Genomic DNA, 22,234 nt, shown 5'->3' on the forward strand with positions numbered 1-22,234 from the left:
TGCCGTGCGAGGCGCTGGCGGATGCGCCTAAGTACTTGATTCTTCTATCAAATATCGCCTCTTGGCGAGCCTTCGGCGAGGCGCGATGATACCATCGCCCCTCTCTGCCGAAACGCCTCGGCCCACCTCCTGCCCACCAGACCGTCATGGCCAAGATGTCCTCCAAAGTCGCCCCGCCCACCTCCAAGCCCGTCACGGCGGTGGGGGAGCGCGCGAAGCCCGCGAAAGCGCCGAGCGCCCCGAGCAAGCAGCTCGACGTGTTTCCCAACCCGAGCCCCAAGCGCGACTACGCCATCCAGTTCCAGGTGCCCGAGTTCACCTGCCACTGCCCGCTCACCGGCCAGCCCGACTTCGCCCACTTCACGATCGACATGATCGCGGACAAGCTCTGCATCGAGCTCAAGAGCCTCAAGATGTACATGTGGAGCTACCGCCACGAAGGGGCCTTTCACGAAAAGGTGACCAACGACATCCTCGACGACATCGTCCGCGCCACCGACCCGCGCTTCGTGCGGATCACCGCCAAGTGGTACGTGCGCGGCGGCATCTACACCAACGTGGTGGCCGAGCACCGCAAGAAGGGCTGGAAGCCCGAGCCGGTGGTCGTCATGCCTGCGCACGCCGCGGCCACCGGCCTCGCCTGAGCGACCGGCAAAAACCCGCCGCGCCACTCGCCCTCGGGCGAAGGCATTGCGGGTTGGGCAAGCTTGACGGAGGATGTGCGCCCCAGCCCCCACTTCCCCGAAAGGACCCCCATGGCCACCCCCCGCAATGTCGCTGTCATCGTCGGCAGCCTCCGCAAGGCCTCGGTCAACCGCAAGCTCGCGCTGGCCATGGCCGAACTCGCGCCGCCTTCGCTGAAGCTGTCCATTGTCGAGATCGGCGAGCTGCCGCACTTCAACGAGGACTGGGAAGCCTCTCCGCCCCCGGCCGTGACGGCCTTCAAGTCGGCCATCGAGGCGGCTGATGCGGTCCTCTTCGTCACCCCCGAGTACAACCGTTCGGTGCCCGGCGTCCTGAAGAACGCGATCGACGTGGCGTCGCGCCCCTACGGCAAGAGCGCCTGGAACGGCAAGCCCGGCGCCGTCGTGACAGCCTCGCCCGGCGGCATCGGCGGCTTCGGTGCCAACCATGCGCTGCGCCAGTCCTTCGTCTTCCTGAACGTGCCCATGCTGCCGCACGAGGCCTACATCGGCAGCGCCCACACCTTGTTCGACGACGCCGGCAAGCTGGCCAACGACAGCACCCGACAGTTCCTCACCCAGCTGCTGAACCGGTTCGCCGGCTGGATCGAAAGCAACCTTGCCCACTGACATCGCCCCCTCGGCGGACGCCCCGCCGGCCCGCCCGGCCTACCAGAAGTTCGACGTCGCCGTGCGGCCCAGCGCCATCGACGGCCAGGGCGTGTTTGCCCTGGAGCCCATTCCGCGCTGGCGCAAGATCGGCGAGATCCGGGGCGAGTCGATCAGCGTGATCGAAGCGCGCATCCGCGCCACCCGACATGAGCGGGTCATGATCGTCGAGACGTCCGCGGAACATGCGATCGATTTCCACAAGTCCACCGACCCGATGCGCTACACCAACCACTCCTGTGCCGCCAATGCCCGATTGAGCGTGGTGCGCGGCCGGGTCGAGTTCTATTCGCTGCGAGCCATCGCGCCGGGCGAGGAGATCACGGTCAACTACGGCGAGACCCATCACGAGGGCCGGCTCGCCTGCCGCTGCGGAGCACCGGGCTGCGTCGGCCGGCTCTGACAGCGTCACGATGGCGTCACCACGGGCGCTTACGGTCCCCGGTTTCAACAGGAGAACGACCCATGCGCCTTTCCTTGCCCGGCCTGGCCCTCGCCTGCACGCTGGCCCTCACGGGGCTGGCGGCTTCGGCCCACGAGCCGCACCGTCACGGCCACGACCGCGCTGACGCGCCGCTCGTGATCGGCCACCGGGGTGCCAGCGGCTACCTGCCCGAGCACACGCTCGAGAGCTATGCGCTCGCGATCGAACTGGGCGCCGACTTCATCGAGCCCGACGTCGTCGCCACCCGCGACGGCCACCTGATCGCCCGGCACGAGCCCAACATCACCAACACCACCGACGTGGCGAGCCGCCCCGAGTTCGCGAGCCGTCGCCGCACCGCGGTGGTCGATGGGGCCACCGAAGAGGGCTTTTTCGCCTCGGACTTCACCCTCGCCGAGATTCGCTCGCTGCGCGCCCGCCAGGCGTTCGGCGACCGGCCGCAGGCCTTCAACGGGCAGTTCAGCGTGCCGACGCTCGACGAAGTCATTGCCCTGGCCAAGCGCCGCGGCCGTGAAGCCGGTCGCACCGTCGGCGTCTACATCGAGACCAAGCACCCGACGTATCACCAGAAGCTGGGCCTCGCGCTCGAGCCCCGGCTGCTGGCCGCCCTCAACCGCGCAGGCTGGAACTACCGCGAAGCGCCGGTGTTCATCCAGTCGTTCGAGCAGGCGAACCTCAAGCAGCTGCGCCGCATGACCCGAGTGAAGCTCGTGCAGCTGATCGATGCGAACGACGTGAAGCCGGACGGCTCCCTCGACTTCACCGCGCCCTACGATCGCCCCTACGACTGGACCGCCTCGGGCGACCCCGCGCTGCTGGCCCGGACCTTCGCCTACCTCACGACCGACGCCGGCCTGCGCGAGGTTCGCAGCTATGCCGACGGCATCGGCCCCTGGAAACGCTACATCGTGAGCACCATCGCTGACCCCAACGGCACCGGGCCGGGCGAAGCGCGCCTGAAGCTGGCGCCACCCACCGACCTGATCGCCCGGGCTCACAAGGCGGGCCTGCTGGTGCACGCCTACACCTTCCGCAACGAGGCCTCGCGCCTGCCGAGCGACTATGCCGGCAACCCGGTGAACGAGTACCTGCAGTATTTCGCCCTCGGCATCGACGGCGTGTTCTCGGACTTTCCGGACACCGCCGTCGCCGCGCGCGTGCTGCACCGCCTGAAGACCGACCCGGACTACGCCGACTGCTACACCGGCCAGGCGCCGCGGCACTGGCGTTGCGACTGAGCGGCGCGCAGCCCCCTCGCAGGAGGTGGGAGGCCGCCCGTCCGGAGACGCTCGCAGGCTGGATAATCGGGGGATGAATCCGCTGCTGACCCGCCTGCATCCCTACCCCTTCGAGCGGCTGCGCGCGCTCACGCGCGACATCACGCCAAGCCCGGCCCACCGGCCGATCAGCCTGGGCATCGGCGAGCCCAAGCACGCCACGCCGCAGCTCATCAAGGACGCGCTGGTGGCAGGTCTGGGCGGCCTGGCCGCCTACCCCGGCACCGCGGGGGAACCCGCGCTGCGGGAGGCCATGGCCGGGTGGATTCACCGCCGCTACGGTGTGGCGGTGGACCCTGCCACCCAGGTGCTGCCGGTCAACGGCTCGCGCGAGGCCTTGTTCGCCCTGGCCCAGACGGTGATCGATCCGTCGAAGCCGGGCGCCACGGTGGTGTGCCCCAATCCGTTCTACCAGATCTACGAGGGCGCAGCCCTGCTGGCAGGCGCGTCGACGCACTACGTCAACAGCAACCCGGCCCGCAACTTCGCCCCGGACTGGGACACCGTGCCCGATGAGGTGTGGGCCCGCACCCAGTTGCTGTACGTCTGCTCGCCCGGCAACCCCACGGGCGCCGTCATGCCCCTCGACGAATGGCGCCGCCTGTTCGAGCTGAGCGACCGCTTCGGCTTCGTGATCGCCTCGGACGAGTGCTATTCCGAAATCTACTTCCGCGAGGAACCGCCGCTCGGTTCGCTCGAAGCGGCCACCCAGCTCGGCCGGCCGGACTTCCGCCGCCTCATCGCGTTCACCAGCCTGTCCAAGCGCTCCAACGTGCCGGGCATGCGCTCCGGCTTCGTCGCGGGCGATGCCGAACTCATCAAGCAGTTCCTGCTCTACCGCACCTACCACGGCAGCGCCATGGGCCCGGCCGTCCAGCACGCCAGCATCGCCGCCTGGAACGACGAAGCGCATGTCGTCGACAACCGGGAGCAGTACCGGCGCAAGTTCGCGCAGGTCACGCCGGTGCTGGCCGAGGTACTGGACGTCGCCCTGCCGGACGCCGGCTTCTATCTCTGGGCCGGTGTGCCGGGGGACGACATCGAGTTCGCGCGCCAACTCCTGGCTCAATACAATGTGGCCGTGCTGCCGGGCAGCCTGCTGGCCCGAGAAGCCCACGGCATCAACCCCGGTGCCGGCCGCATCCGGCTCGCGCTGGTTGCCGAAGCCGAAGAATGCCTGGAAGCCGCCCATCGCCTGGCGGCCTTCACCCGATCCCTCGCCCACTGAACAGCGTCCACCATGACCCAACAGCTCCAATCCACCATCGAACTCGCCTGGGAGGCGCGCACCTCCATCACTGCCGACAACAGCCCGGAAGTGCGCGAGGCGGTCGACACCGTCATCAACGACCTGAACGCCGGCCGGCTGCGCGTTGCCGAGCGCCAGGGCGTGGGCCAGTGGACGGTGAACCAGTGGGTGAAGAAGGCCGTGCTGCTGTCGTTCCGCTTGAACGACAACAAGCTGATCCAGTCGGGCGGCCTCAACTTCTTCGACAAGGTCCGCCCGAAGTTCGCCGACCTGGACGAGGCCGAGATCCGCGCCACCGGCGTGCGCATCGTGCCGCCGGCCGTGGCCCGCCACGGCGCCTACGTGGCCAGGAACGTGGTGCTGATGCCGTCGTACGTGAACATCGGCGCCTACGTCGACGAGGGCACCATGGTGGACACCTGGGCCACCGTCGGCTCCTGCGCCCAGATCGGCAAGAACGTGCACCTGTCGGGTGGCGTGGGCATCGGCGGCGTGCTGGAGCCCCTGCAGGCCAACCCGACCATCATCGAGGACAACTGCTTCATCGGCGCGCGTTCCGAGGTCGTGGAGGGCGTGATCGTCGAAGAGAACTCGGTCATCTCCATGGGCGTGTTCATCGGCCAGAGCACCAAGATCTACGACCGCGCCACCGGTGAAGTGACTTATGGCCGGGTTCCGGCCGGTTCGGTGGTGGTGAGCGGCAGCCTGCCGAGCGCCGATGGCAAGTACAGTCTGTACTGCGCGGTGATCGTCAAGCGCGTCGATGCGCAGACCCGCGCCAAGACGAGCATCAACGACCTGCTGCGCAGCTGATGCAGGGGGCGCCGGCCATGGGGAACGGCGCCGCCCTCACATGACGCCCCGTGCCGCCGGCACGGGGATCTGACGAGCCTGAACAAGAGGACACGATGGCATCGAGCAATGGCGGCAACATGGAGCGGGTGCTCCGGCTGATGGCGGACAAGCACGCATCCGACGTGTACCTCTCGGCCAACACCCCGATCCTGATCAAGATCAACGGGCAGATCCTGCAGCTGAGCGACCAACCGCTCACGCCATCGCAGCCCCGCCAGCTTCTGGCCGAGCTGCTGACGCCGAGCCAGCTCGAGGACCTGGAAGACACGGGCGAGCTGAACGTCGGCATCGGCATCTCCGGTGTCGGCAGCTTCCGGCTCAGCGCCTTCCGCCAGCGCGGCTCGATCGCCGCCGTGTTCCGCCACATCCCGCACGACATTCCGGCGCTGGGCAGCCTGAACCTGCCGCCCATTCTCAACACCCTGGTGCTCGAGAAGCGCGGGCTCATTCTCCTCGTGGGCGCCACGGGTACCGGCAAGAGCACGACGCTCGCCGCCATGCTCGAGCAGCGCAACCAGCAGATCGCCGGCCACATCCTCACCATCGAGGACCCGATCGAGTTCATGTTCACCAACAAGCGCTCGATGGTGAACCAGCGCGAGGTGGGCCGCGACACCCAGTCGCTGCAGGTGGCCCTGAAGAACGCGCTGCGCCAGGCACCCGACTGCATCTACATCGGCGAAATCCGTGATCGCGAGACCATGACGGCCGCGATCTCGTACTCGCTGTCGGGCCACCTGGTGGTGTCGACCCTGCACGCGAACAACAGCTACCACGCCCTCGGCCGGATCCTGTCGTTCTACACGCCGGAGTCCCGCCCTGCCCTGCTGGCCGACCTGGCCTCGGGCCTGCGCGCCATCGTCTCGCAGCGGCTCATCCGCGCATCGGCCGGCGGCCGCATGCCGGCGGTGGAGGTGCTGCTCAACAACAAGCTGGTGTCCGAGTTCATCGAGCAGGGCGACTTCAACGGCGTGAAGGAGGCCATGGAGAAGTCCCTGGCGGAAGGCTCGCAGACCTTCGAGGCCGAACTCGCCCGCATGATCACCGAGGGCTTCATCACCCGCGACGAGGGCCTGGCCTATGCCGATTCGCCCACCAACCTGATGTGGCGCCTCGCCAACGACATGGAGCCCGTCTCCCGTCTGGCCCCCAAGAAGGAAGAGCCGGACGCCGACCAGCCCACCTTCACCGAGATCACCCTGGACGTGCCGGGGGACGACGGCCGTTCGAGCAGCTTCGCCTCGCGCTTCTGAGCCTTCCCCCGATCGCCTCTCTTTGCACCGCCGCATGTCCGCCACGCTCGAACTCACCGAAGCCCTGCTCGCCTGCCCGTCCGTCACGCCGGAGGACGGCGGCTGCCAGGCGCTGATCGCGGACCGCCTCCGCCCGCTCGGCTTCCACTGCGAGACGATCGAGAGCGGCCCGGCGTCGTTCCGTGTGACCAACCTCTGGGCGCTGCGACGCGGCCAGCCGGGCAAGAAGCTGCTGGTGTTCGCCGGCCACACCGATGTCGTGCCCACCGGCCCGCTGGCCCAATGGACGAGCGACCCCTTCGTGCCCACGCACCGCGAGGGCAAGCTCTTCGGGCGCGGTGCCGCCGACATGAAGACGTCCATTGCTGCCATGGTGGTGGCCGTGGAGGAGTTCGTCGCCGCGCACGGGGACACCTGCGGGAGCATCGCATTCCTGCTGACCAGCGATGAGGAAGGCCCGGCCGTCGACGGCACGGTGAAGCTCGTTGAACTGCTGCGCGAGCGCAATGAGCAGATCGACTACTGCATCGTCGGCGAGCCGACCTCGGTGCACACCCTCGGCGACGTCATCAAGAACGGTCGGCGCGGCTCCCTGTCGGGCAAGCTGACCATCAAGGGCGTGCAGGGTCACATCGCCTACCCGCAGCTCGCACGCAACCCGATCCACCTCGCGGCGCCGGCCCTGGCCGAACTGGCCGCCCTCGACTGGGATGCCGGCAACACCTACTTCCCGGCCACCAGCTGGCAGTGCTCCAACATCCACGCCGGCACCGGCGCAACCAACGTGATTCCGGGCGAGCTGGTGGTGGACTTCAACTTCCGCTTCTCGACCGAATCGACCCCGGACTCGCTCAAGGCCCGCGTGCGCGCCGTGCTGGACAAGCACCACCTGGAGCACGACATCACCTGGTCACTGAGTGGCGAGCCCTTCCTCACGCCGGTCGGCGAACTGAGCGAGGCGCTCACCGAAGCCATTCGCCACGAGACGGGGTTCACCCCTGAGCTGTCCACCACGGGCGGCACCTCCGACGGCCGCTTCATCGCCAAGATCTGCCGCCAGGTGGTCGAGTTCGGCCCGCTCAACGAAACCATCCACAAGATCGACGAGAACGTCGACGTCTCAAGCATCGAGCCGCTGAAGAACATCTACCGGCGGACCCTGGAGAACCTGTTGTCATGACCCTGATCGAATTCATCACCGCGCAAAGCGCCCGCCTGAAAGAGGCGGGCGTTTCGTTTGGGCACGGTACGACCAACGCCTTCGACGAGGCGGCCTGGCTCGTCACGTGGGTGCTGGGCATGCCGCTGGACGCGCTCGAGACGCAGGCGCAACGTGCCATCACCCCTGCCGAGTTCACCAAGGCGGATGACCTCATCACCCGCCGCATCGACACCCGCCTGCCGGCCGCCTACCTCACCCAGCAGGCCTGGTTGCAGAACGTCCCCTTCTATGTGGACCAGCGCACCATCATTCCGCGCAGCTTCATCGCGGAACTGCTGGCCGACGGCGAAGGCGACGGCACGCTCGACGCATGGCTGTCCGACAAGACCCACAGCGTGCTCGACCTGTGCACCGGCAATGGCAGCCTGGCCGTGATCGCCGCCATGGCCTATCCGGAGATCACCGTCGATGCCTCCGACGTCTCCGACGAGGCCCTGGCCGTGGCCCGCATCAACGTGGAGCAGCACAAGCTGACCAAGCGGATCACACTCTTCAAGTCGGACCTCTTCGCCAATGTGCGCGGCCCCTACGACCTGATCGTCTGCAACCCGCCCTACGTGAACGCCGACAGCATGGCGCAGTTGCCCGCGGAATACCGCCACGAGCCGGAGCTGGCCTTGGCCGGAGGTGACGACGGCATGGGGCTCGTGCGCCGCATCCTGAAGGATGCGCCCGGCTACATGACCCGCGACGCGGTGCTGGTGCTCGAGATCGGCAACGAGCGCGAGCACTTCGAGGCAGCGTTCCCGCGGCTCGAGGTGGCATGGCTCGAGGCCAGCGCTGGCGCCGACCAGGTGCTGCTCGTCACCCGCGAAGGTCTGCTGCGCGGGATGCGCTGAGCCAGGCCCGCCCCCCGCGACCGGGCCGGCCACGCCCGAGCCCTCAGGCAGTGGCGGCCAGCGCCACGGCGAAATCGTCTTGCAGGTCGGCGTAGTCCTCGATGCCGATGGACAGGCGGATCAGCGATTCGGCGATGCCCATGGCTTCGCGCCGCTCCCGCCCCATCTCGAAGAAGATGGTGTGGGCCACCGGAATGGCGAGCGTGCGGTTGTCTCCGAGGTGGCTCGACTTGATGACCACCTTGAGCGCATCGAGGAACGCGAACGGATCACGCCGGTCCTCCAGCTCGAAGCTCATGAGGGCGCCGAACTGCCGGAACAGTTCACGCGCCCGCGCGTGCTGTGGATGTGCCTCGAGGCCGGGGTAATGCACTTGCACCACGCCAGGTTGCGCCGACAACCAGGTGGCCAGGCGCAGTGCGTTGTCGCAGGCGCGGTCCATGCGCAGGGCGAGCGTCTCCGCCCCTGTCGAGATGCGGTGCGCGGCTTCGCCGCTCAGCGTGGCGCCCATGTCGCGCAGCCCCTTCTTGCGGACCTGCAGCAGACCCCAACCCGCTGCAGGCCCCTTGCGGTACGGCGGCAGGATGTTGGGGTACCGGCTCCAGTCGAAGCGCCCGGTGTCGGTGACGGCACCGCCCAGCACGTTGCCGTGCCCGCTGATCGACTTGGTGAGCGAGTTCACCACCAGCCCGGCGTCCACGGCGGCAGGCTGGAACAGGTAGGGCGTCGTCATGGTGTTGTCGACGACGAACAGGATGCCGCGTTCTGCGCACAGGCGGCCGATGCCGGCGAGGTCGGCCACCTGCGTGCGCGGGTTGGCCACCGTCTCCGTGAACACCATGCGCGTGTGCGGCCCGATGGCGGCCGCCACCGCCCCCGACTCGGTGGCGTCGACGAGTGTCACCTCGCAGCCCAGGCTTTCGATCGTCTGCAACAGGCTGCTGGTGTTGCCGAAGAGAAAGCGACTGGCCACCAGATGGTCGCCCCGGCGCAGCAACGAGAGCAGCACGGCGGCGATCGCACCCATGCCGGTCGCGAAGGTCACCGTACCGGTACCGCCCTCGAGCATCGAGACCTTGCGCTCCAGCGCCGCCGAGGTCGGGTTGCCCTGGCGGCCGTAGACATGGCCGCTGCGATCGCCCTGGAACACGGCCGCGAGGTCGCGGGCGGACTCGTAGCCGAAGGCCACCGCCGTGTGCGTCGGCTCGTGCGTCGCACCGTGTTCGACGCCCTTGAAATGGTCGGCGTGCAGCAGCCTGGTCGTCAGTCCCAGCGTCATCGGAATGTCCTCATTCGGTGTGTCGGTCAGAATCGAGCCCTGTCGATTTGATTTCACCATGATTGTCCTCAAGAACATCACGCTGCGCCGTGGCACGAAGATCGTGCTGCAGGACGCGAGCGTCACGCTGCAACCCGGCGAAAAAGTCGGCCTCGTCGGCCGCAACGGCGCTGGAAAGTCGTCGCTCTTTTCCCTGCTGACGGGGCGCCTGCAACCGGACGGGGGCGACGTCGCCATGCCGCCTCGCTGGCGGATGGCCGAGGTGGCGCAGTCCATGCCCGAGACCGACCAGCCGGCGACCGACTTCGTGCTCGAGGGCGACACCCGCCTGATGGAGGCGAACGCCGCCCTGGCCGCCGCCGAAGCGGCGGACGATGGCAACGCCATGGCGGAAGCGCACCAGGCGATCAGCGAGGCCGGGGGCTTCGAGGCGCGGCCTCGCGCCCAGGCGCTGCTGATGGGCCTCGGCTTTCGCATCGACCAGGTCGACGACCCGGTGAACAGCTTCTCCGGCGGCTGGCGCATGCGCCTTCAGCTGGCGCGCGCGCTGATGTGCCCAGCCGACCTGATGCTGCTCGACGAACCGACCAACCACCTGGACCTGGACGCCCTGGTCTGGCTGGAAGCCTGGTTGCAGCGCTACGAAGGCACGATGATCGTCATCAGCCACGACCGCGAGTTCCTCGACGCCATCACCCGCGTGACGGTGCACCTGGACGAGACGCGGCTCACCCGCTACACCGGCAACTACACCGCGTTCGAGGAGATGCGGGCCGAGCGGCTGATGCAGGCGCAGGCCAACTTCGCCAAGCAGCAGGAGCGCATGGCGCACCTGCAGAAGTTCATCGACCGGTTCAAGGCCAAGGCAAGCAAGGCCAAGCAGGCGCAGAGCCGGGTCAAGGCGCTGGCTCGCATGGAAAAGCTGGGGCCGGTGCTCACGAGCAGCGATTTCCAGTTCGAGTTCCGCGAACCGCAGAGCCTGCCGAACCCGATGCTGGCGTTCTCCGACGTGTCGTGCGGCTACGCCGGCATCCCCATCGTGAGCCACATCAACCGGTCGGTGCTGGCCGGCCAGCGCATCGGCATCCTGGGCGCGAACGGCCAGGGCAAGTCGACGCTCGTGAAGACCATCGCCAAGGAGATTCCGCTGATCCACGGCGAAGTCACCGAGGGCAAGGGCCTGTCGATCGGCTATTTCGCCCAGCAGGAGCTCGACGTGCTGCAGCTCGACGACGGCCCGCTGATGCACATGGTGCGCCTGGCGCGCGACGTCGGCCCGGCCGGACGCGAACAGGAGCTGCGCGACTTCCTGGGCTCGTTCCGCTTCGTGGGCGAAATGGTCACGCAGGCGGTGGGGTCGCTCAGCGGCGGTGAGAAGGCGCGGCTGGTGCTGGCGATGCTCGTGTGGCAGCGCCCCAACCTGCTGCTGATGGACGAGCCGACCAACCACCTGGACCTCACCACCCGCGAAGCCCTCAGCATGGCGCTCAACGAGTTCGAGGGCACCGTCATGCTGGTGAGCCACGACCGGGCCCTGCTGCGTGAGGTGTGCGATGAGTTCTGGCTGGTGAGCGGTGGCGCGGTCAAGCCGTTCGACGGCGACCTCGACGACTACCAGAAGTGGTTGCTCGACACGTCCCGCGAGATGGCCAAGGCCGCCCGCGAGGCGGGCTCCGCCAAGGTCAAGGCTCAGAAGGCCGCGGCTTCCGCTGCGGCTGCGGTGGCGGCGGCCCCCTCGCCGATCGTCAAGGAAGACCGCAAGGCCAACGCCCAGCAGCGCCAGAAGCTGGCCGAGCAGGCCAAGCCGTTGAAGACGGAGCTCGCGACCGTCGAGCGCCGGATCGAGACCCTGGGTGCGGAAAAGGCCAACATCGAGGCCGCCGCGGCAAGCCCGGACCTGAGCCCGGCCCAACGCGTGGAGCAGGGCAAGCGACTCAAGCAGATCGAAGCGGAGACGCAGGCGGCCGAGTCGCGCTGGCTGGAGCTCACCGAGGCGCTCGACGCGCTGTCGGCGGGATGAACGAACGGCCGGTCGACTTGACGACCGGCCATCCGCGCACGGTCCGGCTCAGGCGAGCTTGAATGACCCGACGGCGTCGACCAGCAGGTCGGCTTGCTGCCTGAGGCTTTCGGCCGCGGCAGCAGACTCCTCGACGAGGGCAGCGTTCTGCTGTGTCACCTGGTCCAGCTCGGCCACTGCGTGGCTCACGTGACCAATGCCGGCGGTCTGCTCGTCGGTGGAGTTGCCGATCTCTCCGATCAGGTCACTGACGCGGCGCACCTGGTTCACGATGTCCGTCATGGTCTTGCCGGCGTTGTCGACGAGGCGCGAGCCTTCCTCGACCTTCTCGACGCTGGCACCGATCAGCGTCTTGATCTCGCGGGCCGCCTGGGCGCTTCGCTGGGCCAGGCTGCGCACTTCGGCGGCGACGACCGCGAAGCCGCGCCCTTGTTCGCCGGCGCGCGCCGCCTCCACCGCTGCGTTCAGGGCAAGGATGTTGGTCTGGAAGGCGATGCCGTCGATCACGCCGATGATGTCGCCGATGCGATGCGAACGGCTGGCGATGTCACCCATGGTGGCCACCACCTGGGCCATCACCTCGCCGCCGCGCGATGCCACGCTGCTGGCCGAGCCGGCCAGTTCAGCAGCGGCATGGGCATTCTGCGCATTCGCCCGCACCGTCTCGGAAATCTGCTGCATCGACGCGGCGGTGCGCTGGAGGTTTGCGGCCTGTTGCTCGGTGCGCTGACTGAGGTCGGCGTTGCCGGCGGCGATCTGGTCGGAGCCGGTGGCGATGGAGTCGCTCGACGCCTTGATGCTCTGCACGACGCCGGCAAGCTGGTGCATGGAGCGGCCCAGTTCACGCAGCATGAGTCCGATCTCGTCTTCGGTGTCCACCCGCACGTCGTGGGACAGATTGCCTCGGGCGAGCGCCTCGGTCGCAGCCAGTGCGCTGCGCACCGACCGGGAGGTGGTGTGGGTCACCGTCACGATCACCCACAGGCCGAGCGTGCTGCCGGCGAACAGCACGAGACCCAGCAGGCCACCCCACATGCGGGCGTTGTCGCCATCCGCGGCGATGCGGTCGCGCAGGCGCTCGAAGGCCACGTTGTTCAGCGCGAATTGTGCGTCGATGTGGCGCGTCATCTGGGCGAAGTAATCGGCAGACGAGACGGTGAACGATTCGGCGGCGAGCACTGATTTCTCGGTGAAGGCGAGGGCCTCGCGCGACGCCGCTTCCGACGCTTCGATGGCCGCCAGCAGGGGTTTGTCGGCCGGGCCGAATCCGCCGTCGGCCACCTTCGCGAAGGCGACATGGGCACGGGCCGCGGTGCGGCTGGCCTGCTCGACCAGCATCGCCAGGCGCAGCCGGTCTTCCGGCGCCAGGCTGCCCTGGGCGACATGGGCCGACGCGCTGCCACGCACCGTGGCCAGCATTTCGGTCATCACGGGGAGCTCGCCGAGCACCGCCTTCGTCAATGCATGCACTTCCGGCGTCGAGCTCATGGCCAGCGTCGATGCCTCGTTGACGTCTTCGAGCAGGTCGAGTTGCTCGGCGATCAGGGCAGTGTGCGCCTTGAAGCTCGCCGGTGGCGTCACGCCGCCGCCGGAAGCCACGGCGGTGGCGAGCTTCTGCCAGTCGGCCTGCACGGCGTTGAAGCGGTTCACCAGCCGCCGGGTCTGGTACGGTGCGAGGCTCGCGTGCAACTGCTTCAGGGCGGCGTCGACCTGCTGCTGCTTCTCGGCGCGGGCGCCCGCACGGGCGGCATCGCCGCCGAGCACGGCCGCGGTGAGGCCGCGGTGCTGCTGGGTCAGCTGCACCAACGTCAGCACGTCGGCGGCCGGCTTCATGCCGGCCAGTTGTGCGTCATAGCTGCGGGTGAGGCCCGAGATCGTCCACACCACCATGCTCGCGGCAGGCACCACCATGGCCAAGGCCAGCAGCCCCAGCACGGCGAACTTCTGCCACATCTTCAGTTTCCCAACCCAACGTCTCATGCTCAGTCCTGGAGTGTCCCGTGCGGGAGCCGTCGGCTCCGTTCGCACCATGGGGTCCACATCGGCCGAAACCGCCGGCGACTTGAGCGGTTCGGCTCAACTCGGCGGCAGGCCGCTTGATCCAGGCCAAACGCGGGTCCGCGGGCATCCTTTTTTGGCCCATGTCCCCTCGTCGCGCATGGCGATTTCATTGCGAACAATTGAATTGCATTCGATTTGATAAAGTCCGCCCATGCGTTCGACATGCCGGACGCTGCCGAGCCTGTCGACTCGGCCCTGCTGCCCCTCTCAAAGGAACGACCATGAGCCTCGAAAAAGTCCTGTACACCGCCACCGCCACCTCCACCGGCGGCCGTGAAGGCACGTCACGTTCGTCCGACGGCGTGCTCGACGTGAAGCTGACCACGCCCAAGGAACTGGGCGGCAATGGCGCCGTGGGGACCAACCCTGAGCAGTTGTTCGCAGCGGGCTATTCGGCCTGCTTCATCGGCGCGATGAAGGTCGTCGCCGGCAAGATGAAGATCGCCCTCCCGGCCGAGACGTCGATCACCGCGGACGTGGGCATCGGCCCGATTCCGGCCGGCTTCAGCATCCAGGCTGCCTTGAAGGTGTCCATCCCCGGCGTCGAGCGCGCCGTCGCCGAGCAGATCGTGCAAGCCGCCCACCAGGTGTGCCCGTACTCGAACGCCACCCGCGGCAACATCGACGTCACGCTGACGGTCGTCTGATCGTCTCCGGCGGCTCCCTCATCGGGGCCGCCAGCAACGCCCTGCTCACCCGGTCGACCGCATCAGCTCCAGCATGAGCTCGATGCGCGCCTTGGCCGGCGTGAGATCGCCCACGTCAGGAAACGGGTCGCTCGATCGAGGCACCATCGCGCCGTCCCGGCAGCGGGTCGCCCGGCGTACCGCCACCCCCTTCGACTGCGCCCTGAGCAGGGCAGCCTCCAGCGCCTCGTGCAGCGTGCCATTGCCGGTGCCCACTGCCACGATGCCGCGCGTGCCGATCCCGCACAGCGCATCCACCAGGGCGCCGTCCACGCCGGCATGGCTCACCACCAGGTCGACACGCGGCCAGTCGGACGGGTTCGCCGGCAGCCAGTCGAGACCGAGGGCCACCTCCCGGGGCACCTCGCGCCGCCACGACACCTTCCCGTCCCGCAACTGCCCGAGCGGCCCGGCCGAGCCGCTCGAGAAGGCATCGAGGCGCGTCGGGTGAGCCTTGCGCACGTCACGCGGCCCGAACACCACGCCGCCCATGACGACGAGCACGCCGTGCGCACTCGCATCGGCCGCCAATGCCACCGCGTCCCGCAGGTTGCCGGGCCCGTCCGGCTCGGCCGCCGTGGCCGGGCGCATGGCGGCGGTGAACACCACCGGTTTGGCCGGGGCCAGCACGCGTTGCAGGAAGAAGGCCGTTTCCTCGAGCGTGTCGGTCCCGTGGGTCACCACCACGCCGCCGACCTGAGAGGACGCCAGGTGAACCGAGACCCGCTGCGCCAGCTGCAACCACACGGCGTGGCCCATGTCCTTGCTGTCGACCTGGGCGACCTGCTCGCACACGAGGCCGGCCGGCAGCCCCGGCACGGCCTCCAGCAGCGCGGCCACCGAGAGCTGCGCCGCCCGGTAATTACGCTCGTCGGCACCGGGCGGGCTCGTCCCCGCGATGGTGCCGCCGGTGCCGAGCACCACCACGGTCGAATTGACGTTTTGCATTTTTGATTCAGCTGGATAAAAATACAGCCACTGGATGAACGTTCAGCTGCCGAAGAACACCACAAGGATGGCCATGCAAGACGTCCCGAAACTCACCGACCGCCAGCAGCAGATTCTCGATCTGGTGCAGAGCGCCATCGAGCGCACCGGCGCCCCTCCGACCCGCGCCGAGATCGCCGCCGAGCTCGGCTTTCGGTCCGCCAACGCGGCCGAGGAGCATCTGCAGGCGCTGGCGCGCAAGGGCATGATCGAGCTCGTCGGGGGCACCTCGCGCGGCATCCGCTTGAAGTCTGACACACTGCGCGCCCTCAATGACACGCGGGGCCGCCAGTACACCCTGCCCCTGCCGAGCCTCGCGCAGCTGTCGCTCCCGCTGGTGGGTCGGGTCGCTGCCGGCAGCCCCATCCTGGCCGAGCAACACATCGACCAGACCTTCCTCATGGAAGCCAGCATGTTCTCGCGCCGGCCCGACTACCTCCTCAAGGTGCGCGGCATGAGCATGCGCGACGCCGGCATCCTCGACGGCGACTTGCTCGCGGTCCAGAAAACCAAGGAAGCGAAGAACGGCCAGATCGTCGTGGCCCGGCTGGGCGACGACGTCACCGTGAAGCGTTTCAAGCGCACCCGCGGCGGAATCGAACTCCTCCCGGAGAACCCGGAGTTCGAGCCCATCGTGGTCCCGCCCGACGCGACCGACTTCGAACTCGAAGGACTGGCGGTCGGCCTCATTCGCAACTCGGCGTTCATGTAGCGCCATGGCGGCGATCAAGGCCCCGAAGGCGCACTCGCCAGACCACTGCGAGCGCCTGGAACAGTTGCCCAACATCGGGCCTGCACTGGCCGACGCCTTGCGCCGCCTCGGCATCCAGCATCCCCGCGAGCTGCGGGGCAAGGATGCCTACGCCCTGTACCGCGAACTGTGCCAAGTCACCGGGCATCGCCAGGACCCTTGCGTCCTCGACACCTTCATGGCGGCCACCGATTTCATGGCCGGCGCGGCGCCCGCACCGTGGTGGGCGTACACCGCCCGGCGCAAGGCGGCGTTCGGCTCGCTCTGAGCGCGCGCAGCCACGGCATCCCGGGCGGCTGCACGCTGGGCGCTGCCCGCGACACTCCCCGCACCGGCCCGGCTGCTTGTCAGTCGGCTTCAAAGTCCGCGGCGCGTGAGTCCGGAACCGGCACACGCGCGGCGGGCACATGACGAACCCGTTTGTCCACAACCGATTCGCTTGCGGCCTGAGCGCAACTGACGTGCGCCGATCCCTCGGCATGCGCCGCAGCGCACCGGTTTGCCGAGAGGGCCACCTGCCGCTGATCCCTGCGACGGCCCCGGCGAGGTGCGGGGCACGCGGTCTCATCCCGGGCGTCTTGGCAGCGGTCTTGCTAGGGTTTCCGCCAATTCTTCGAAACATCCAGCAACCTCATCTTATGCGGCCATTTGTACCGACACTCATCGCATTTTTTCTGGTCGTATTGGCCGGCTCTGCCACACCGACGCTCGCAGCCGATGCGCCGACGCCCTACCCGGCCGACGCCAAGGCCTGGCCGGGCGAAGGGGCCATCCGGGTATTCGGCTGGATGACAGAAGACCGCAAGCGGTTCTGGAAAGAGCGGGAACGCAAGCAGGGCGCGCTGGTGCTTGCCGGCGACTCCCTGCTTGGAGGCTGGAAATCCGCCGAACAGGATCTGGCGCCCGCCGTCGTGGCCAACCGCGGCGTGGGCGGCGACACCAGTCGCGGCCTGGTGTTCCGATTCCAGGAGGATGTGCTCGACCTGAAGCCGAGCCGCATCGTGCTCCTGATCGGCGGCAACGACCTCAGCGCGCACCAGGACCCGCGGCAGACCGCCCGCAACATCGAGCGCGTGCTGGATGCAGCAGCCGCGCAGGATCCCAAGCTGCCCGTCGTTCTGTGCACCCTCACACCGCGCGCCAACCCGGCCGCGCCCGTGAAACCGGGCGACTTCGACGCCCTCAACGGCCACATTCGCCGCATTGCCGCCGCCAGGCCGAACGTCACCCTGCTGGACCTGCAACCCTGGTTCACCGCGGCAGATGGCAGCCCGGAGGCGACCTACTTCGGCAAGGACCGCCTGCACCTCAATGCCAAGGGGTACGAGCGCTTCCACGAAGCCCTGCGGACCGTGGTGCCCGACGGCCGTTGATGCGCCTGCGCGCGTCCACCCCCAACCCTTCACAAGGACCGTGAGATGAAGTCTGACTCCGTTCCCGCCGCCGGGCAGCCACCGGCACGTTCCCTCCGCACGTCGGAGGCCGCCACCGCCTACATGGACGGCCTGCGTGCGTTGGCCTCCAACCTCGTGGTGCTGTCCCACGTCATCCTGGTGTTCTTCAACAACGAGCTGCACTTCTGGGGGCGGGGGCTGGCGGTCACCTTCCTGTTCATCCTGTCCGGCTTTCTCATCACGCAATCGCTCCTGATTCGCTCCCAGAAACCGGGCCCTCACCTCCCCAACTTTCTCGCCGACCGGATGGCGCGCATCCTGACGCCGCTCGTGCCCGTCATGCTGATGATCGCGCTGCTGAACGCCACGGTCATTGAAAGCCGCATGGGCGGCGACGGGCTCAACACCGGTTTCATCGCACTGGCCGGCAACCTCCTGCTGCTGTTCGACTACCCCGTCTTCCAAGCGCTGAGCATCGTCGGCATGGACGTCCCATGGCGAATTCGCCCGTACAACACCGCCGAGCCCTACTGGACGGTTGCCATCGAGTTCTGGTTGTACGTGGCCGCGGGCCTGCTCGTCTACGTGCTGCTGCTGAAGGAGCCGATCCGCCGCCACTGGGCGCTGCTGCTCGCGCTGGTCAGCCTGCCGGTGCTGGTATGGAACGCCGCTGACGGTGCCGGCAAGGCGCTCTCGCTCATCTGGATCCTGGGCGGGGTCGCGGGCTTCATCGTCGTGCGGGCCGGGCGCGACACCCCCGTCGCGCGTTCGCGCAGTCTGTGGCTGTGGCTGACCGGCTTCGGGGTCGTCGCGCTCGCCGGGCGCATGGTGAAGATTCCCTTCGATCCCTACGACCTGCAGACGGCCTTCCTGATCGTCGTCATCTTCCTGGGCGTTTTCCTGCGGCTCAATCGCGCCACCACCGCATGGAAGGTGCCGGCCAAGCTGTCCTCGTTCCTCGCCTCGTACAGCTACAGCCTGTACCTGGTGCACAACACCGTGCTGGTGCTGGTGTTCGAGGCCACGCGTGACACGGCCATCCCGAAGGCCGCAGCCGTCGCGATCGCCGTGGCGCTGGCCCACGGGATCGCCTGGCTGGTCTACCAGGCCTTCGAGAAGCGGCATCGCACGGTCGGCAGCTGGCTCAGGCCGCGCCTGAACCGGGCGCTGCTTCCCGCCGCGGCCGTGGCGGCAGCCCAACCCGCCGCCCCATCGACCGCCGGAGCGAGCGCCGCAGCACCCCACCGGCCCGTGGCCGCGCCTGCACCCCTGCAGGGGCCAGCGTCGGAACCGTCGCTGGCCCCGTCGCAGCAGCCCTCTCCCGCCGAGGTCCTCACGGGTGCGGTGGCGGTGGCAGCGTCGACCGTGGCAGCTGGCCTGGCAGCGGCCACCGAGGTGGGGCGGGCGGCCGCGACCGAGGCGAGGCTGACTGGGACCACCGAACCGGAGGCCGAGCCCGGTGCCGTGCTGCCCCCCGGTTTGATGCCCCAGTAGGGCGCCCGGCGGCCCAAGCGGCGCCAGGCAAGCACGTTTCCGGGCCCTCACTCGGGAACGCGCGACAATCCGGCCGTACGCGGCGGGAGATGATGCACCTCACAGCACGGTTCTGCCGGGTCTGCTACCTTTCGCCCCCCGACAACGAATCCAGGAGACCTGCGTGAGCAGTCTGCAACAAGGCCTCCGCGCACTGACCCCGGACGCACTCGCCGCGATCCGGCGCGGAGTGGAGAAGGAGAGCCTGCGCGCGCTGCCCGACGGCGGCCTGGCACTGACCCCCCACCCCGCCGCACTGGGGTCGGCCCTCACCAATCCCAACATCACCACCGATTTCAGCGAATCGCAGATCGAGCTGGTGACCGGGGTGCATGCCGGCGTGGACGGGGTGGTGGACGAGCTCACCCGCATCCACCAGTTCGTCTACCGGGCGATCGGCGACGAGATGCTCTGGGTCGCCAGCATGCCGTGCGGCCTGCCGGTGGACGAGACCATCCCGCTCGGCCGCTACGGATCGTCCAACGTCGGAAAGGCCAAGAGCGTCTACCGCATGGGGCTCGGGCACCGCTACGGCCGCCGCATGCAGACCATCTCGGGCATCCACTACAACTGGTCGATGCCGGGCATCACCAACGACGGCTACTTCTCGCTCATCCGGAACTTCCGTCGCCATTCCTTCCTGCTGCTCTACCTCTTCGGCGCGTCGCCGGCGGTGTGCAGCAGCTTCGTGGCCGGACGCGAACATGAATTGCAGGACCTGGCGGGCCGGTCGTTGCACATGCCCCACGGCACGTCGCTGCGCATGGGGCGCCTGGGTTACCAGAGCGATGCGCAATCCTCGCTGTCGGTGAGCTACAACGGACTCGAAGGCTACGCCGCATCGCTGCAGGACGCCCTCACCCGACCGTACCCGGCCTACGAATCGATCGGCGTGCGCAACCCGGCTGGCGAGTACAACCAGCTCGCCACGAGCCTGCTGCAGATCGAGAACGAGTTCTACGGCACCATCCGCCCGAAGCGCACCATCTTCTCCGGCGAGCGCCCCCTACACGCCTTGCGCGAGCGTGGTGTGGAGTACGTCGAAGTGCGCTGCATGGACCTCGACCCCTTCGTCCCCGTCGGGATCGCGGCGTCCACCATGCGCTTCCTCGATGTCTTCCTGCTGCATTGCCTGCTCAGCGACAGCCCGCCGGACACACCGGAGGAGATTGCCACCCTCGCCCGCAACCAGCACCGTACCGCGGCCCGCGGGCGCGAGCCCGGCCTGCGGCTCGAGCGGGGCGGCGCCGAGGTCACGCTGCTCGAGTGGGCCGAGGAAGTGATCGACGCCTGTGCGCCGCTCGCCCAGGCGCTCGACGAGTCGTTGCGAACCACGGGCCATGCCGAGGCCGTCCAGGCCGCGCGGACCGCGCTCCGCGACCCCGCCTCGCTGCCATCGGCTCGGGTGCTTGAAGCGATGACCGCCGAGCACGCGGGCTCCTTCACCGACTTCGCGCGCCAGCGGTCGTCGCAGGTCAAGGCCCACCTCACGGCGCTGCCCTTTCCCGAAGCCGAAGCTGCACGGCTGGCCGCCATCGCGCGTACCTCCATCGAGGAGCAGGCCGCCATCGAGGCCGCAGACTCCATGCCCTTCGAGGTCTACCGCACCGCCTACCTCGACACCTCCCGGCTGGGCGGGCCCCGCGTCACGCCCAAGGCCTGGTGAAGGCCCATGACGCAGGAGTCCGACTCGCCGCCTCCCTCCACGCTGCGCCCGGCCTGGGCGAGGCACCTGTGGCTCGTCGCCGGCTGGTCCGCGATGGTGCTCGGTTTCGTCGGCCTGTTCCTGCCTCTGCTGCCCACGGCGCCGTTCGTGCTGGTGGCTGCCTTCTGCTTTTCCAACGGCAGCCCGCGCTGGGAGCGGTGGCTGCTCTCGCACCCGCACTTCGGTCCGGTGACGCGCGAATGGCGTGAGCACCGCGCCGTGCCGCTGCGGGCCAAGCAGGTCGCCACCGTCATGATGTCGATCAGCTCGGCCGGTGCCTGGTGGGTACTGCCGGAGCCGTGGCGTTGGTTGCCGGGAACGGCATGCCTGGCCGTGGCCGCGTGGCTGTGGTGGCTGCCCACCACCCCGCCGCGCCGCCGGCACGACTGACCCTGCCCGCCTCCGGCGCCGGGCTCACCCCCTTACGTGGGGGTCGAGACCGCAACCGACCGGCCCTTTGGGGGATGCGGCCGCGCCACGCATCCGGAACACTCCCCACCTTGCCGCGACCGATGCGGCTTGCAGGAGAGGAGATCCGCATGAACACGACGCTCGCCCCCCGTCCCGCCGCCACCGTCAACGCCTCGCGCGTGGACCTGTACATGCCCATCCACAAGGCCATGCGCAACTTCATGGCCGACACCCTCCTGCGCGTGGGTCGCATCGACGTCTTCGACGACGAGGACATGCACCAGGCGCTGGTGCAGCTCGACGAACTGCTGCACTTCTGCACCGCGCACATCCGCCACGAGAACGAGTTCATCCATCCGGCCATCGAATCGCAGATGCCCACGGGAGCCAGTCGCACCGCCGAGGACCACGACACCCACATCGAGAGCATCGAGGTCCTGCACAACCAGGCCCTCGCGCTGCGCGCTGCGCGCCCGGAATCACGCGGCACGCTGGCGCAGCGGCTCTACCGCCATCTCGCACTCTTCATCGCCGAGAACCACCAGCACATGCACGTCGAGGAAACCTCGAACAACGCGGTGCTGTGGTCGCACTATGCCGACGACGACCTGCGGGAGGTCCAGTGTCGGCTGCTCGACACGCTGGCACCGGCCGAGCACCTGCGCATGGCGCGGTGGATGGTGCCGGCCTTGTCCCCCGCCGAGCGGGCGGGCTTCATGAGCGGCCTGCAGGCCCGCATGGCGCCGGACGCCTTCCAGGCCGTGCTCGACACCGTTCAGCCGCACCTGGACAGCAGTGGATGGATCAAGCTGATGCGCGCCCTCGGCCGCACGGCAATCGTCAAGTACGCATGAATCGACGCACGGCCAGCCCGCGGCGCCTGCCCGAGCTCGCCCCGCACCCGGCGCTGCGCCG

At 68.5% G+C, this 22,234-nt stretch carries 21 protein-coding genes; 18 read left to right on the forward strand and 3 right to left on the reverse strand.

The genetic code is table 11. The annotated features are described in order from the left end of the window. The first annotated feature begins 155 nt into the window (after nt 1-155). From queF to prmB, 9 genes are all read left to right on the forward strand, one after another. Nucleotides 156-644, forward strand: coding sequence for a preQ(1) synthase (queF, locus tag ACSQ2F_RS11545; protein ID WP_436022862.1), 489 nt, complete (start codon nt 156-158; stop codon nt 642-644). Between the two features lie 111 nt (nt 645-755). Beyond that, the gene (locus tag ACSQ2F_RS11550; protein ID WP_436022864.1) at nt 756-1,313 is read left to right on the forward strand and encodes an NADPH-dependent FMN reductase; all 558 of its coding nucleotides are present in this window, start codon (nt 756-758) and stop codon (nt 1,311-1,313) included. Next, a complete protein-coding gene (locus ACSQ2F_RS11555) occupies nt 1,303-1,755 on the forward strand; it encodes an SET domain-containing protein (protein WP_436022866.1) in 453 nt (150 codons plus the stop codon). Before ACSQ2F_RS11550 ends, ACSQ2F_RS11555 begins: the two co-directional genes overlap by 11 nt. Before the next feature lie 62 nt (nt 1,756-1,817). Continuing rightward, nucleotides 1,818-3,035, forward strand: a complete 1,218-nt coding sequence (locus tag ACSQ2F_RS11560) for a glycerophosphodiester phosphodiesterase (protein WP_436022868.1) — start codon at nt 1,818-1,820, stop codon at nt 3,033-3,035. Nucleotides 3,036-3,108: 73 nt separating this feature from the next. Beyond that, nucleotides 3,109-4,302, forward strand: a complete 1,194-nt coding sequence (gene dapC / locus ACSQ2F_RS11565) for a succinyldiaminopimelate transaminase (protein WP_436022870.1) — start codon at nt 3,109-3,111, stop codon at nt 4,300-4,302. A 12-nt stretch (nt 4,303-4,314) separates the two neighbouring features. After that, on the forward strand, nt 4,315-5,136 hold the full coding sequence (gene dapD, locus ACSQ2F_RS11570) for a 2,3,4,5-tetrahydropyridine-2,6-dicarboxylate N-succinyltransferase (RefSeq protein ID WP_436022872.1): 822 nt from the start codon (nt 4,315-4,317) through the stop codon (nt 5,134-5,136). Nucleotides 5,137-5,231: 95 nt separating this feature from the next. Then, the gene (locus ACSQ2F_RS11575) at nt 5,232-6,431 is read left to right on the forward strand and encodes a PilT/PilU family type 4a pilus ATPase (protein WP_436022874.1); all 1,200 of its coding nucleotides are present in this window, start codon (nt 5,232-5,234) and stop codon (nt 6,429-6,431) included. A gap of 34 nt (nt 6,432-6,465) precedes the next feature. Next, nucleotides 6,466-7,611, forward strand: a complete 1,146-nt coding sequence (gene dapE, locus ACSQ2F_RS11580; protein WP_436022876.1) for a succinyl-diaminopimelate desuccinylase — start codon at nt 6,466-6,468, stop codon at nt 7,609-7,611. Beyond that, complete coding sequence (gene prmB, locus ACSQ2F_RS11585) at nt 7,608-8,492, forward strand: 50S ribosomal protein L3 N(5)-glutamine methyltransferase (protein ID WP_436022878.1); 885 nt, start codon at nt 7,608-7,610, stop codon at nt 8,490-8,492. Before dapE ends, prmB begins: the two co-directional genes overlap by 4 nt. Before the next feature lie 43 nt (nt 8,493-8,535). Here the strand turns inward: prmB and ACSQ2F_RS11590 are convergent, their stop codons facing one another. Next, nucleotides 8,536-9,771 (reverse strand): cystathionine gamma-synthase family protein, encoded by a 1,236-nt coding sequence (locus ACSQ2F_RS11590; protein ID WP_436022879.1) that lies wholly within the window; start codon nt 9,769-9,771, stop codon nt 8,536-8,538. Nucleotides 9,772-9,829: 58 nt separating this feature from the next. Between ACSQ2F_RS11590 and ACSQ2F_RS11595 the strand changes: the two genes are divergently transcribed. Further along, nucleotides 9,830-11,791, forward strand: coding sequence for an ABC-F family ATP-binding cassette domain-containing protein (locus tag ACSQ2F_RS11595; RefSeq protein WP_436022881.1), 1,962 nt, complete (start codon nt 9,830-9,832; stop codon nt 11,789-11,791). Between the two features lie 48 nt (nt 11,792-11,839). Here the strand turns inward: ACSQ2F_RS11595 and ACSQ2F_RS11600 are convergent, their stop codons facing one another. Then, nucleotides 11,840-13,771 (reverse strand): methyl-accepting chemotaxis protein, encoded by a 1,932-nt coding sequence (locus tag ACSQ2F_RS11600; protein ID WP_436022883.1) that lies wholly within the window; start codon nt 13,769-13,771, stop codon nt 11,840-11,842. A 302-nt stretch (nt 13,772-14,073) separates the two neighbouring features. On the opposite strand from ACSQ2F_RS11600, the gene ACSQ2F_RS11605 reads away from it, so the two are divergent. After that, nucleotides 14,074-14,499 carry an organic hydroperoxide resistance protein gene (locus ACSQ2F_RS11605; RefSeq protein WP_436022885.1) on the forward strand — a complete coding sequence of 142 codons (426 nt, stop codon included), beginning with the start codon at nt 14,074-14,076 and terminating at the stop codon, nt 14,497-14,499. Between the two features lie 45 nt (nt 14,500-14,544). On the opposite strand, the gene ACSQ2F_RS11610 is transcribed toward ACSQ2F_RS11605, so the two are convergent. Beyond that, nucleotides 14,545-15,486: an asparaginase gene (locus tag ACSQ2F_RS11610; protein ID WP_436022887.1), complete on the reverse strand. Its 942-nt coding sequence runs from the start codon at nt 15,484-15,486 to the stop codon at nt 14,545-14,547. Between the two features lie 73 nt (nt 15,487-15,559). Between ACSQ2F_RS11610 and lexA the strand changes: the two genes are divergently transcribed. The 7 genes from lexA to ACSQ2F_RS11645 all read left to right on the forward strand — a co-directional run bounded on the left by lexA (nt 15,560) and on the right by ACSQ2F_RS11645 (nt 22,173). Beyond that, nucleotides 15,560-16,237, forward strand: coding sequence for a transcriptional repressor LexA (lexA, locus tag ACSQ2F_RS11615; protein ID WP_436022889.1), 678 nt, complete (start codon nt 15,560-15,562; stop codon nt 16,235-16,237). Nucleotides 16,238-16,241: 4 nt separating this feature from the next. Further along, the gene (locus ACSQ2F_RS11620; RefSeq protein WP_436022891.1) at nt 16,242-16,544 is read left to right on the forward strand and encodes a helix-hairpin-helix domain-containing protein; all 303 of its coding nucleotides are present in this window, start codon (nt 16,242-16,244) and stop codon (nt 16,542-16,544) included. A gap of 310 nt (nt 16,545-16,854) precedes the next feature. Beyond that, the gene (locus tag ACSQ2F_RS11625; protein ID WP_436022893.1) at nt 16,855-17,649 is read left to right on the forward strand and encodes a GDSL-type esterase/lipase family protein; all 795 of its coding nucleotides are present in this window, start codon (nt 16,855-16,857) and stop codon (nt 17,647-17,649) included. 45 nt (nt 17,650-17,694) lie between these two features. Continuing rightward, nucleotides 17,695-19,164 carry an acyltransferase family protein gene (locus ACSQ2F_RS11630; RefSeq protein ID WP_436022896.1) on the forward strand — a complete coding sequence of 490 codons (1,470 nt, stop codon included), beginning with the start codon at nt 17,695-17,697 and terminating at the stop codon, nt 19,162-19,164. A gap of 163 nt (nt 19,165-19,327) precedes the next feature. Then, the gene (gene gshA, locus ACSQ2F_RS11635; RefSeq protein ID WP_436022898.1) at nt 19,328-20,869 is read left to right on the forward strand and encodes a glutamate--cysteine ligase; all 1,542 of its coding nucleotides are present in this window, start codon (nt 19,328-19,330) and stop codon (nt 20,867-20,869) included. Nucleotides 20,870-20,875: 6 nt separating this feature from the next. Continuing rightward, complete coding sequence (locus ACSQ2F_RS11640; protein ID WP_436022900.1) at nt 20,876-21,298, forward strand: YbaN family protein; 423 nt, start codon at nt 20,876-20,878, stop codon at nt 21,296-21,298. A 149-nt stretch (nt 21,299-21,447) separates the two neighbouring features. Then, a complete protein-coding gene (locus ACSQ2F_RS11645) occupies nt 21,448-22,173 on the forward strand; it encodes a hypothetical protein (RefSeq protein WP_436022902.1) in 726 nt (241 codons plus the stop codon). Nucleotides 22,174-22,234: the final 61 nt, after the last annotated feature.

It is taken from the genome of Rhizobacter sp. LjRoot28, assembly GCF_964253025.1.
GTDB lineage: Bacteria > Pseudomonadota > Gammaproteobacteria > Burkholderiales > Burkholderiaceae_C > Rhizobacter.